At 41.3% G+C, this 13,880-nt stretch carries 9 protein-coding genes and 4 pseudogenes; all 13 read right to left on the reverse strand.

Going from position 1 to position 13,880, the window contains the following annotated elements:
• Positions 1-101: 101 nt before the first annotated feature.
• The 13 genes and pseudogenes from pyrE to RGF10_RS18335 all read right to left on the reverse strand — a co-directional run bounded on the left by pyrE (position 102) and on the right by RGF10_RS18335 (position 13,752).
• Entirely contained in the window at positions 102-734 is a 633-nt protein-coding gene (gene pyrE / locus RGF10_RS18275) for an orotate phosphoribosyltransferase (protein ID WP_318504870.1), read from the reverse strand.
• Positions 731-1,451 (reverse strand): annotated as a pseudogene (gene pyrF / locus RGF10_RS18280) (orotidine-5'-phosphate decarboxylase). The gene pyrE and the pseudogene pyrF overlap by 4 nt, the downstream one beginning before the upstream one ends.
• A complete protein-coding gene (locus RGF10_RS18285) occupies positions 1,423-2,367 on the reverse strand; it encodes a dihydroorotate dehydrogenase (protein ID WP_318504871.1) in 945 nt (314 codons plus the stop codon). The pseudogene pyrF and the gene RGF10_RS18285 overlap by 29 nt, the downstream one beginning before the upstream one ends.
• Positions 2,364-3,142, reverse strand: a pseudogene (locus RGF10_RS18290) (dihydroorotate dehydrogenase electron transfer subunit). The gene RGF10_RS18285 and the pseudogene RGF10_RS18290 overlap by 4 nt, the downstream one beginning before the upstream one ends.
• Positions 3,139-6,353, reverse strand: a pseudogene (carB, locus tag RGF10_RS18295) (carbamoyl-phosphate synthase large subunit). The pseudogenes RGF10_RS18290 and carB overlap by 4 nt, the downstream one beginning before the upstream one ends.
• The gene (locus RGF10_RS18300) at positions 6,346-7,446 is read right to left on the reverse strand and encodes a carbamoyl phosphate synthase small subunit (protein ID WP_318504872.1); all 1,101 of its coding nucleotides are present in this window, start codon (positions 7,444-7,446) and stop codon (positions 6,346-6,348) included. The pseudogene carB and the gene RGF10_RS18300 overlap by 8 nt, the downstream one beginning before the upstream one ends.
• Positions 7,443-8,729: a dihydroorotase gene (locus RGF10_RS18305; protein WP_318504873.1), complete on the reverse strand. Its 1,287-nt coding sequence runs from the start codon at positions 8,727-8,729 to the stop codon at positions 7,443-7,445. Before RGF10_RS18305 ends, RGF10_RS18300 begins: the two co-directional genes overlap by 4 nt.
• Positions 8,692-9,630 carry an aspartate carbamoyltransferase catalytic subunit gene (locus RGF10_RS18310; RefSeq protein ID WP_318504874.1) on the reverse strand — a complete coding sequence of 313 codons (939 nt, stop codon included), beginning with the start codon at positions 9,628-9,630 and terminating at the stop codon, positions 8,692-8,694. Before RGF10_RS18310 ends, RGF10_RS18305 begins: the two co-directional genes overlap by 38 nt.
• A gap of 186 nt (positions 9,631-9,816) precedes the next feature.
• Complete coding sequence (locus tag RGF10_RS18315; protein ID WP_318504875.1) at positions 9,817-11,112, reverse strand: solute carrier family 23 protein; 1,296 nt, start codon at positions 11,110-11,112, stop codon at positions 9,817-9,819.
• Between the two features lie 133 nt (positions 11,113-11,245).
• Entirely contained in the window at positions 11,246-11,788 is a 543-nt protein-coding gene (pyrR, locus tag RGF10_RS18320) for a bifunctional pyr operon transcriptional regulator/uracil phosphoribosyltransferase PyrR (protein ID WP_318504876.1), read from the reverse strand.
• A 205-nt stretch (positions 11,789-11,993) separates the two neighbouring features.
• Positions 11,994-12,906: pseudogene (locus RGF10_RS18325) on the reverse strand (RluA family pseudouridine synthase).
• Positions 12,906-13,370, reverse strand: coding sequence for a signal peptidase II (lspA, locus tag RGF10_RS18330; protein WP_318504877.1), 465 nt, complete (start codon positions 13,368-13,370; stop codon positions 12,906-12,908). Before lspA ends, RGF10_RS18325 begins: the two are co-directional and overlap by 1 nt.
• 76 nt (positions 13,371-13,446) lie before the next feature.
• A complete protein-coding gene (locus RGF10_RS18335; RefSeq protein ID WP_318504878.1) occupies positions 13,447-13,752 on the reverse strand; it encodes a hypothetical protein in 306 nt (101 codons plus the stop codon).
• Positions 13,753-13,880 lie beyond the last annotated feature (128 nt).

Raw genomic sequence — 13,880 nt, forward strand, 5'->3', positions numbered from 1 at the left:
CTAAATCTCAATTTTATTCGCCAAACACAAAATTCCATACAACAAAAAAGAGGATCAACCCGCACAACCAGGTTCATCCTCTTCCTCTATCTACTCAAAAATTACGCAAATTGCTTGCCCCATTCAGCTGGATCAACCCGCCATGCCGCAAGTGTTTCTGCATCCGCTGCTTCAATATAACCTTTCGCTGCAGCTACCTCAGCAAGCGTTGTAAAATCTGTTAACGAAACTGCTTTAACCCCTGCCTCAACAAGCATCTCTTCACCCTTAGCGAGCTGGTATGTAAAGATTGACACGACGCCCAATACTTCACAGCCTGCTTCACGTAACGCTTCTACTGCTGTAATCACGCTGCCGCCAGTTGAAATTAAATCCTCGACGACGACAACCTTTTGCCCTTCTGAAACACGACCTTCGATCTGGTTCCCTTTACCATGGCCTTTCGGCTTTGAACGAACATAGCACATTGGTAAATCAAGCAAATCGCTTACCCAAGCTGCATGTGGGATCCCAGCTGTAGCCGTTCCAGCAACAACCTCAACACCACTAAAATTCTCTTCAATCAACGTTTTCAAACCACTCGCGATTTCCTTGCGCACTTCAGGATAAGATAAAGTTAAGCGATTATCACAATAAATCGGTGAACGCAAACCTGAAGCCCATGTAAATGGGTTATTTGGCTGCAATGCTACAGCTTCAATTTCTAATAATCTTTCGGCAATTAAACGTTTCATGTTAAACTTACCCCTTCCCATGCTTGCTTGATGATGTGATAGCTCGCCACTGGATCTTCGGCCTGTGTAATTGGACGTCCCACAACAATAGCCGATACTCCCGCAAGTCTAGCCGTTTCCAGGAGTAGCGATTCGTTTTTGATCCTGCGTCGCATCAGAATTCAAACGAATTCCAGGTGTTACGGTCAAAAAGTCCGGTCCTAGTAAAGAGCGAATTTTTCCTGCTTCCCAGGTCGAACAGACCACTCCGTCCATTCCCGACCCTTGCGCCACACTTGCATAGTGAAGCACCGATTCCTCAATTGAAACCGGAATAAGCTGCTCTTTCTGCATTTGTAGTTCTGAAGTGCTTGTCAGCTGAGTCACCGCGATACAGTTTGGGCGAACCAAGCCGCTCGCTGTGCCAGCCTCGAGTCCTTCAATTGCCGCCTTCATCATGTCACTGCCACCAGCAGCATGAACATTGACCAAATCTGCTCCAAGACGTGCTAACCCCTTCATTGCCTTGTTCACGGTATTAGGAATATCATGTAGCTTTAAATCAAGAAATACTTGATGATTTTTATCCTTTAATTCCGCAATAATCGCCGGACCTTCTTGATAAAATAATTCCATTCCAACTTTTACAAAAAGGGACTCACCTTCAAAGCGATTAAGAAACTGGAATACCTGCTCCTTCGATGCAAAATCAAGCGCGATGATGAGCGAATTGTTCATGGCGTCCCCAGCTCCTTCCCGTACATTCTGAAATATGTTCATAGCCTAATTTTTTCAATAGATCAGGTAATTCATCGATAATGGTTGGACATACAAATGGGTCGACAAAGTTGGCTGTCCCAACTGCCACAGCACTTGCTCCAGCATAGAAAAATTCGATTACATCTTCTGCACTAGAAATTCCGCCCATACCGATGATTGGAATCAAAACCGCTTGACTGACATCATGAATCATTCGAATCGCGACCGGTTTAATGGCTGGACCGGATAATCCACCTGTGCGGTTAGCTAAAATTGGTTTCGCCGTTTTCAGATCCAAGCGCATGCCAAGTAATGTGTTGATCATCGTTATTCCATCTGCACCACCCGCTTCAACCGCCTTGGCGATTTCCACAATATTGGTGACATTTGGTGACAATTTCACATACACTGGAACCTCTGAAACTTCCTTCACCAATTTTGTTAAATGCTTTGCTGTATCTGGACAAGTACCAAAGGCAATACCGCCCGTTTTAACGTTTGGACAGGAAATGTTCAATTCTAACGCATGGACATTTGGTGCTGTTGAAATTTTTCGTGCTACTTCAACATAGTCCTCTTCCTTAGAGCCAGCGACATTCGCAATAATTGGAACAGAGAAGCGCTGGGCTAACCATGGGAGCTCCTCCGCCATAACTTTCTCAAGTCCCGGATTTTGCAGGCCGATTGCGTTAAGCATTCCTGCTTCTGTTTCCGCAACCCGTGGTGTTGGGTTTCCAAAGCGCGGCTCACTTGTTGTCGCCTTGATCATAATCGCGCCAAGCTTATCTAAATCAAATAGCTGACTATATTCTTTTCCAAAGCCAAAGCAGCCCGATGCAGGGATGACTGGATTTTTCAAAGACAGACCTGGTAATTCGATGTTTAATGAACTCATATGACGACCTCCCCTGCTTTGAACACTGGACCATCTGTACAAACCTTTTTATAAGTATGTCCGTCTGGATTATCCCCTGTATGGCATACACAAGCGAAGCATGCGCCAATACCACAGCCCATTCTTTCTTCAAGTGACAAGTACACCTTCTGGTTAGGGAAGCTGGTTTCAAGTGCCTTTAGCATTGGTTTAGGACCGCAGGCATAAAGGGTGTCAAACGCAATACCTTCACTCGTGATGACATCTGTCACAAAGCCTCGATGACCATGGCTTCCGTCAACAGTCGCCACATAGGTAGCACCTAATTCGGAAAATTTCTGTTCATAAAACACGACATTTTCTGTTTGGAAGCCAAGGATATGGATCACCTTGACTCCCTTTTTTACTAATTGCTGTGACAGTTCATAAAGTGGTGGAACTCCGATACCTCCGCCAATTAAGAGCGCTGTTTCTCCAGTCTCAGTTGCATCAACTGGAAATCCGTGACCAAGCGGCCCTAATACATCGACGGTTTCCCCACTTTTTTCTGGGAAAGAAGCGTCGTACCTTTCGCTTCTTTCCTATAAATCATCGTAAATTGACGATTTTCCTTATCAATATTAGAAATACTAATTGGTCTTCTTAATAATGGATCAATTGCGTTGGCAACCTTCAGCTGAACAAATTGTCCAGGTTCCTGCATTTCGAGCACTACTTCACCCTGTAACGTTAGTTCATAAACGTCTGCGGCAATTTCTTGTTGTTTTATAACGGTACATTGCTCTTTTTTGATCACATTAAGACCGCCTTTCGGACCTCAGGTGCACCTTCCATGGCTTCAGCTGAGAATGTCATCGATTCAATCACACTCAAGATCGCATCTGCTGTATCAAGTGAGGTTAAGCATGGAATTCCATTTTCAACCGATTCACGACGAATGCGGAAGCCATCACGCTCTGGCTGTTTACCTCGTGTAAAGGTATTGATAACTAATTGTGCTTCGCCTTTGCGAATGACATCAAGGAGATTTGCATCGCTCGCATCGATTTTTTCGACAACCATTACCTGGAATGCTGTTTTCTTGTAAATACGTAGCCGTACCACTTGTTGCTAAAAGCTGATAGCCGATGGCCGCAAATCTTTTCGCAAGATGTAATGCTTCTGCCTTGTCTTTATCGGCTACCGTTAACAACACTGTTCCCGTTTTTTGAATATTCATTTTCGCAGCAACAAAGCCTTTGTATAATGCTTTTTCAAAGGTTAAGTCTTTGCCCATAACTTCCCCTGTTGATTTCATTTCAGGTCCAAGCGTTATGTCGACACGACGTAGCTTTTCAAAGGAGAAGACTGGAACTTTTACAAATACACCTTTCTTCTCAGGAACTAAGCCAGATTCATAACCTTGGCTTGCAAGGCTGTGACCTAAAATCACTTTTGTTGCGACGTTAGCCATCGGTACGTTTGTGATTTTACTTAGGAAAGGCACAGTTCTACTAGAACGTGGGTTAACTTCAATAACGAATACGTCTTCATTAGCTACCACGTATTGGATATTTAGAAGTCCAATAATCCCTAATCCTTTTGCAAGCTTATCTGTGTACTCAATTAATTTCGCTTTAACTCCATCAGAGATTTTTTGTGGAGGATACACGGCGATTGAATCCCCTGAGTGAACTCCTGCACGCTCGATATGCTCCATAATTCCAGGGATAACAACATCCTTACCGTCACAAATCGCATCCACTTCGATTTCTTTTCCTGTTACATAGCGGTCAATTAGGATTGGATCAGAATTTTCTTTAACAGCATTTTTCATGTAATATCTTAATTCATCTTCTTTATTTACGATTTCCATTGCTCTTCCGCCTAGTACATATGAAGGACGAACAAGAACCGGATAACCGATTTCAGTCGCAACCGCAACCGCTTCTTCAACCGTTAAAGCCGTTTTCCCTTTAGGCTGTGGAATGCCAAGCTGCGATAGAGCACTTTCAAATTGATTACGGTCTTCAGTTCGGTCAAGATTTTCTAATGTAGTTCCTAAAATCTTAACTCCTCTTTCCACTAATTGACCTGCAAGATTAATCGCTGTTTGACCACCGAATTGAACAATAACGCCTTCAGGCTTTTCCAAATCGATAATGTGCATAACATCTTCAATCGTTAATGGCTCAAAGTAAAGCTTATCTGAAATACTAAAGTCGGTTGAAACTGTCTCAGGGTTGTTGTTAATAATGATTGCTTCATAACCTGCTTCCTTGATGGCCCATACGGCATGAACAGTTGAATAATCAAACTCAATCCCTTGACCGATGCGGATTGGCCCAGAGCCTAGGACGATTACGCTTTTGCGATCAGTTACTAGTGATTCATTTTCTTCTTCATAGGTTCCATAGAAGTAGGGTGTTTCCGATTCAAACTCCGCTGCACACGTATCAACAGTTTTATAAACAGGAACGATTCCAGCTTGTTGAGTTCTCCAGTTATACACATCTATTTCTTTCGCATTCCATTTTGCAGCTAAGGTTTTATCGGAGTAACCCATTTCTTTTGCTTTTCTGGTTACTTCTACATCAAAGGCGTTCTGCTCGACAACCGCGTCAAATTGAATGATTCCTTCAAATTTTTTGAGGAAAAATAGGTCAATTTTAGACCATTCATGAATCGTTTCAATCGTTACTCCGCGTTTAAGTGCTTCAGCAAGATAGAATAGTCGCTCATCTCCTGCTTTACGGATTCGTTTTTCAATTAATTCATCACTCATTTGGTCTGCTTCTTTAAGCTCGAAGTGATAGATTTTTGCCTCTAATGAACGGATTGCTTTTAATAACGATTCTTCAAAGGTACGACCAATCGCCATAACCTCACCAGTTGCCTTCATTTGCGTACCAAGCAAGCGGTTTGCAGATTCAAATTTATCAAATGGCCAGCGTGGAATTTTTGTTACGATGTAATCCAGAGCCGGCTCAAAGCATGCATACGTTTTTCCAGTTACCGGGTTCATCATTTCATCAAGAGTAAGACCGACGGCAATTTTTGCAGCGAGCTTCGCAATTGGATAGCCCGTTGCTTTAGATGCTAGAGCAGATGAGCGGCTAACACGTGGATTTACTTCGATAATATAGTAGTTAAAGCTATCTGGATCAAGAGCTAGCTGAACGTTACAACCACCTTCGATTCCAAGCGCACGAATAATTTTTAACGATACATTTCTTAATAATTGGTACTCACGGTCACTTAGCGTTTGGCTAGGTGCGACAACAATGGAGTCACCAGTATGAATTCCGACTGGATCGATATTTTCCATGTTACAAACAACAATGGCACTGTCATTCGCATCACGCATCACTTCGTATTCAATTTCCTTGAAGCCTGCAATGCTCTTTTCAAGTAAGCATTGATTTACCTGGGCTATTTTTTAATCCGCTCGTAACGATTTCAATTAATTCTGCTTCATTGTGGCAAATCCCGCCACCAGTTCCTCCAAGCGTATAAGCTGGACGAACAATGATTGGGTAGCCCACCACATCTACAAAGCGGTAAGCTTCTTCTAAGCTATGAATGATATCACTTTCAGGGACTGGCTCACCAAGCTCGTTCATTAAGTCCCTGAACAACTCGCGGTCTTCTGCTTGTTTAATGGCTGATAATTTCGTTCCTAAAATTTCGACATTGAGTTCATCTAAGATGCCAGACTCAGCTAATTGTACTGCTAGGTTTAAGCCTGTTTGCCCACCTAATGTTGGTACAAGTGCATCTGGACGTTCTTTGCGGATGACTCGAGAGATAAATTCAACCGTTAACGGTTCGATGTAGACAGCGTCAGCAATCTCCGTATCCGTCATGATCGTTGCTGGGTTTGAGTTAACAAGAATGACACGGTACCCTTCTTCCTTTAGTGCCATACAAGCTTGCGTTCCCGCATAGTCGAATTCAGCGGCTTGGCCGATGATAATCGGTCCAGACCCAATTACTAAAATACTATTAATATCGGTACGTTTAGGCATTATTTAGCACTCTCCCGTTCTCTTGTTTGTGTTGTTCAATCATACTGATGAAACGATCAAATAATCCATTTGTATCTTCTGGTCCTGGTGAAGCCTCAGGATGGAATTGGACAGTGAAGGCAGGGTATTCTTTGTGCTTTAACCCTTCGACTGTTCCATCGTTAAGTGCAATATGAGTCACTTCTAAATTTGTTCCAGAAATCGAATCTTCTTCCACTGTATAACCGTGGTTTTGTGAAGTTAATGCGACTTTGCCTGTAAGTAGGTCTTTTACTGGATGGTTTGAACCACGATGACCAAACTTCATTTTTTCTGTGTTTGCTCCACATGATAGTGCGAATAATTGATGCCCTAAACAAATTCCGAAAAGCGGAACCTTACCAATTAGACCAGCGATCATTTCCTTCGCTTCAGGTACACTCTTTGGATCCCCAGGTCCGTTCGAAAGCATCACACCATCAGGGCTTAATTGTAGAATTTGTTCTGCTGAAAAGTGGTATGGTACGACAATCACATCACAATCACGATGGTTTAATTCTCTTAAGATACCGTGCTTCATCCCGAAATCCACTAACACGACACGATTTCCTCTACCTGGGCTAGCGTAAGGTGCAACTGTAGAAACTTTTTTCACCTGATCCGTTTGGAGAGGCTTTTCTCTTAACATTTCGACTATTTTTTCTGCATCTTCTTCGATACTGCAGATAGCACCCTTTAATGTACCATGATTACGAATGATTCTTGTTAATTTTCTTGTATCGATACCGGCAATCCCTGGAATGTTTTTGATTTTAAAATACTGATCAATCGGCATTTCATTTCGCCAGTTTGATGGGAAATCAGTTGCTTCCTTAACGATAAAGCCTTTGATAGCTGGTTGAATCGATTCAAAATCATCTCGATTAATTCCATAGTTTCCAATTAACGGATAGGTGAGGGTAACAATTTGTCCACAATAGGATGGATCCGATAAGATTTCCTGATAACCTGTCATCCCTGTGTTAAAAACGACCTCTCCAATTGTGTCGGTATCACTTCCAAAACCTTCCCCAATCATGATCGTTCCGTCTTCAAGTATCAATTGTCTTTTCATAGCTTCACCGTCTCCTTTTTCCAAACGATTTTTCCTTCAACGATAGTTAGCACTGGCCAACCCTTACAATTCCAACCGTCAAATGGTGTATTTTTTCCTTTAGAAAGAAAATTGGTTGAATCGATTTTTTCTTCATGCTGTAAGTCAAGTAACACAATGTCTGCTGTTGCCCCTACTTCGATTTTTCCAAACGGAAGATCAAAAGGTTCTGCAGGCTTTATGGTTAAGAAATCAATTAGTTGTTTTAGTGTTAAAATTCCTGTTTCAACAAAATGTGTATACATTAGCGGGAATGCTGTTTCAAGTCCAACGATTCCGAATGGTGCCAGCTGCATTCCTGCGTTCTTTTCTTCCGCAGTATGTGGTGCATGGTCGGTTGCAATGAAGTCAATCGTTCCATCTAGTAACCCCTCAATCAGAGCCATTTTGTCTCCAATACCACGAAGCGGTGGATTCATCTTAAAGTTTGGATCCAACCCCGGGATATCCTCTTCACTTAACAGAAGATGGTGAGGCGTTACTTCTGCTGTGACTTTAATTCCGGCACGCTTTGCATCTCTTACCGTACGCACAGATTCCTTTGTGCTGATATGACAAACATGATAGTGACAGTTTGCTGCTTCAGCTAATAATACATCACGGGCAATTTGGACCGATTCACAAACAGATGGAATACCGTTTAGACCATTAGCTTTTGAAAATTCCCCTTCATGTACACAGCCTTTATTGATTAATGAATTATCTTCACAATGAGCGACAATCGCCATGTTAAGCTGTGCTGCTTTTTTCATTGCCTCAAGCATCATTCCTGCTTCCTGAATCCCAACACCATCGTCGGTGAATGCAAATGCACCGGCTTCTTTCAATTCTTCAAAATTAGTAAGTTCTTTACCTAGCTCCCTAATAGAAATGGAAGCATAGGGTAAAACCCGAACAGCAGCTGTTTCCTGAATTCGGTTGTTTAACCAGCCTAATTGTTCTTTTGAATCTGGAACAGGTCTTGTATTTGGCATTGCCGCAAGTGTTGTAAACCCACCTCGAGCAGCAGCCTTTGTTCCAGTTTCAATTGTTTCCTTTTTCTCTCCCCCTGGCTCACGAAGGTGAACGTGCAGGTCAATAAATCCTGGTGCAATTAGAAGTCCAGCTCCATCAATTACTTCATCTGCATCCCTAGTAATCTCTTTATTTATCTCGACAATTTTTCCATTTTCAATGTAAAGTTCTGCTTGAATTTGTTCTCCACTCTCAGTTAGCAACTGGCCATTTCTGATGATGATTGACATTCTCACTACCCCCTTGTGATGTTTCAATAACCCGTTTTAACACTGCCATCCGAACATAAACTCCATTCTCCATTTGCTTGAAGATTCTGGACTTTTCGCATTCAACTAGGCAATCTGCAATTTCCACACCTCGATTAACTGGTGCTGGATGCATGATAATACTTCCTTGCTTCATCCTTTGTTCTCTTTCAACCGTTAGACCATATTGAAGATGATATTCATTGAGATCTGCAGTTTCTGTCTCATTATGACGCTCATGTTGAATTCTAAGTAACATAACGACGTCTGATGTCGAAATCGCACGGTCTATCGGTTCCATTATACACCCATGTGGCATTTCTTCGTCAAACCAAGCCTCAGGCCCTGAGAAAACAACCTGTGCTCCAAGGCGAACTAATGCATCTGCATTTGATCTTGCAACACGGCTGTGGCGAATATCCCCTATAATTGCTACCTTTAAGCCTTCGAATTTTCCGAATTCCTGTTGTATCGTTAAAAGATCCAAGAGCGATTGGGTTGGATGATGACCGCAGCCATCCCCCGCATTAACGATGGAAAGATTAAATTTATTTTTTAACTCATTAAAGTAATTATCTTGCTCGTGGCGAATCACGACTGCGTCAAGGCCAATAGATTCTAACGTGCGGACTGTATCGTACAATGTTTCCCCTTTTAATACACTTGAGCGACCTGCTTCAAACGGAATTACCTGTAATCCAAGCTTTCGTTCAGCCATTTCGAAGCTGCTTTTCGTTCTCGTGCTCGGTTCAAAAAACAAATTAGCCACATATGTAGTTTTCTGTGGTGTCCACTGTTTTCCTTCGGCAAAGAGCTGTGCATCACTTAATATTTGTCTTATGTCCTCGGTTGATAGCTCCGTAGTTGTAAGTAAATGACTCATTTACACCCATCTCCTTGGTATTGAAAAATTTTTAGGTCACCAAAATCTTTATAAAAAAACACCCAGATTTTAAGATAATCTGGGTGTCAAAATAAAATCTCAGCGAAGATAAGAGAATGATTCAGCTCTTATCTCCTTGAAATTAACACCCTTGTAAGTCTCTCTGGACCTAATTAAAAGGTTTAATTATGCAACATCATTTTTTTCTGTTTCAAACATATCTTCTTTCATCGGTTCTCTTCCAGGAAGAACTAGGTTGAGTAACACACCAATGATGGCAGCAAGTGCCATTCCTTGGATTTGGAAGTCATCACTTACTTTAATAAACGCACCGCCAATTCCGATAACTAGGATGACAGAGGAAATCATTAAGTTACGATTGTTTCCAAAATCCACTTTGCTGTCAACGAGCATTCTTAAGCCTGATGAAGCAATAATTCCGAATAATAGGATCGAAACTCCACCCATAACCAGGGTCGGTATCGTTGAGATCAATGCTGTTATTTTGCCAACAAACCCGAAGATTGTAGCAATGACAGCTGCACCGAATAATACATACACACTATAAACCTTTGTAATCGCGAGGACGCCAATGTTTTCTCCATAGGTTGTTTTTGGCGGACCACCGATTAAACCGGAAATCATGGTCGCCATACCATCTCCTAAAATCGAGCGGTGAAGACCTGGGTTTTTAATATAATCACGACCAACAACTTTACTTAGAACTAACTGGTGTCCGATATGCTCTGACAATGTTACAATCGCAACCGGTACCATTAGCAGAACAAGATCTAATGTAACTTTTACTTTATAATCAACAAATGGGAAGATGAAGTCTGGCATTTCCAACCATTTTGCTTCTCTTACTGGTGAAAAATCAACAACTCCGACAGCTAGCGCATAAACATAACCAACAATAATTCCGAATAGGATTGGGATTAAGCTTAACATCCCTTTCATGTAAATCGAGCAAATAATCGTTGCTGCTAAAGTGACAAGCGCGATTGAAAAGTAAAGTAAGCTGTATTCGCCTTTAGCGTTATTCATCGCCATACCAACCGCTGTCCCAGATAATGCTAAACCGATAACAACGATAATCGGTCCTACTACAACTGGTGGAAGTAAATTCATAATCCATCGGTAACCTGCTTTGTAAATCACTAAGGATACCAAACCATAAACTAGACCGGCTAAGAATGTTCCGATCATCGCACCGCCAGGACCGCCGCTCGCTTTGGCTGCAATAACTGGAGCGATAAAAGCAAACGATGAACCAAGATAAGCTGGTACCTGCCATTTCGTAATAATCAAAAAGGCGATTGTACCGAGACCACTTGAGATAAGGGCAATTGAAGGGCTCAATCCAACTAAGTATGGAACAAGGATGGTTGCGCCAAACATTGCAAATAAGTGCTGGAGACTTAATGTTAACCATTTTCCTGGTGATGGTACTTCATTGATATCTAATGCTGGTTTATTCATAATCTCTCTCCTTAAATAATAACCCTCTTTCACCGAAGGCAAAAGAGGGTAAATAGCTTTGGCGACATACTAGTAGCATGTTTGCCATCCCCCCTTTCGCCAGCCTCACAGGACTGCATTTAAAAGGGTTAATTTATTTGTCGTAAATACTTACCTGATCTGTTTCATCAACTTCTGTTAATTCAACTACAATTTTTTCAGAGCTTGAAGTGGGAATGTTTTTTCCTACGTAATCCGCTCGAATCGGTAATTCTCGATGTCCTCGATCCACCAATACAGCCAGTTGAACAGATGCTGGACGACCGATGTCAATTACTGCATCAATTGCAGCTCTGACCGTTCTGCCAGTAAACAAAACATCATCCACTAAAATCACGATTTGATTGTTTATATCAATCGGGATGTTATTTCCTTTTACAAGAGGCTGTTCGTCTACTGTTATTTTTGTCAAATCATCACGATATAATGTAATATCAATTTCACCTACAGGAACTTTTGTGCCTTCGATTTGTTCGATCCGTTCACTTAATCGATTTGCTAAATAAATCCCTCTAGTCCTAATTCCAACGATGACGCAATTTTTAATTCCTTTATTTCTTTCAATAATTTCGTGGGCTATTCGTGTAAGTGCTCTGCGTATTGCTTGTTCATCCAAAACAATTGCTTTTTGGCTCAATGTTGATGTCCCCCTTTCCAATTGAAAGTAAAAAACCCTCTCACCGTAAAAGTGAGAGGGTTGTGTGTGTACACATAAAGACATTCCTGCCGTTAGATGATTTCATAAATCTTCCAACGAGGAAATCCGTTTCCTTCTCAGCCTCACGGGACTGTATTAAAGGTTCATTTAGCTATTGTTAGATTAAATTAAAAGTCGATTTTTGTCAACGATTATTTCGAAGTTGGTCTAAAATTATTTCGAATTCTGAAGGAAGTGGTGCTTCGAATTCTAAATGCTCGCCTGTTCGCGGATGCTCAAATCCAAGCACACCAGCATGAAGCGCTTGCCCATCGAGGTCAATTGTCTTTTTCGGCCCATATTTCGGGTCCCCCGCTAATGGATAGCCAATGTATTTCATATGAACACGAATTTGATGAGTTCTTCCTGTTTCTAATTGACACTCAATAAAGGTGAATTCACCGAGACGCTCCAAAACATGAAAATGGGTCACTGCATGCTTTCCATTATCCACAACAGTCATGCTTTGTCTATCCTTCGTGTCTCTTCCGATAGGAGCATCAATCGTCCCGAATTCATGTGGGATGTTTCCATGTACAATGGCTTTGTATTTCCGTACGACCGTTTTATTTACTAATTGATTCACTAGGCTCTCATGAGCGAGATCATTTTTTGCAACCATTAAAAGCCCTGACGTATCCTTATCAATTCTATGCACAATACCCAGGGCGTAGAACACCGTTTATTCCTGATAAATCCTTACAATGAGCCATCAGGCCATTTACTAGTGTGCCACTTAAATGACCGGGAGCAGGGTGTACTACCATTCCACGAGGCTTATTCACAACCAATACATCCTGGTCCTCATAGTAAATATCGAGATTCATTTCTTCGGCTTCTACATCTAGATTTTCCGGCTCAGGGATGGAAACGGTTAATTCATCTCCAATATGACATTTATAGTTCGTTTTTACTGCTGATCCGTTGACAAGGACATGGCCTTCTTTAATCCACTGTTGAACCTGAGTGCGGGACCATTCTGCATTTATCGCCGCAATCACTTTATCAATACGATCGTTTTTTTGTTCTTCAGGGATGATATATGTGATGGATTCCATTATTTACTCCTTTTTGCTTCACTTTCTTCTTTTAACATTTGAATCATTAACAAAATAACACCAATTACTAACGCAGAATCGGCTATATTAAATACCGGGAAATCATACCCGAAAATATAAGTATTGATAAAATCGACAACTTCTTTTCGAACTACACGGTCAATAAAGTTTCCAATCGCACCACCAAGCATTAGTCCGAGCGAAACTCCCATCAACCACTTCCCTTTTACTGCCTTTTGGATATAAATTACAATCGCAACAATGACAACGATGGTAATCGCATAGAAAAACCACATTTGCCCCTGTAATATGCCCCACGCTGCACCACGATTTCGATGGGAGGTGATATAAAGAAAGTTTTCGATTATCTCTATACTTTCCCCAATCTTGAGATTTTTAACGATTAACCACTTGGTAAGTTGGTCGAGGAAAATAACAAACAAAGCAATTATGTAATAAAACACAAAGGTACCTCCAAGTCTACACAAATATATACCTTTGCATTTTAGCATACTCTAGCAAAAAACGATAATGATTCTTCTACAGTGAGACATTATAAGTGATCGGTTTACGATAAAAATGGTGGAGTCCGTCGATGTCCTCCATTGTCTTAATGGTTGGCATAACTTTTAAAAAATCAAAAGGGATTTGTTCGCCCGAGATTTCACATTTTCCGTAATTCCCTAGTGTGATTTTTTGGATTGCATTTTCGACATCTTGAATTTCTTCCATTATAAGGGATTGTAGTGTAGGTGAACCAGTGTTGACGTTTAAACGATTCTGTAATTCCTTGCTTGATTTACGGAGTTCGGTATAAAGCTTTGCTAAATCTAATGTCGCTTCCATATCTATACCTCCGATGATTTTGTTGATTATATTATGACCCTAACGGAGGTGAGCACACGTTTAAACAATTGTCAAATGGCACAAAGATTAGTGGAAGTGGATAAATAAAGAAAGTACCTGTGTGGGAT

Source organism: Bacillus sp. T3 (assembly GCF_033449965.1).
Taxonomy (GTDB): Bacteria; Bacillota; Bacilli; order Bacillales; family Cytobacillaceae; genus Bacillus_BU.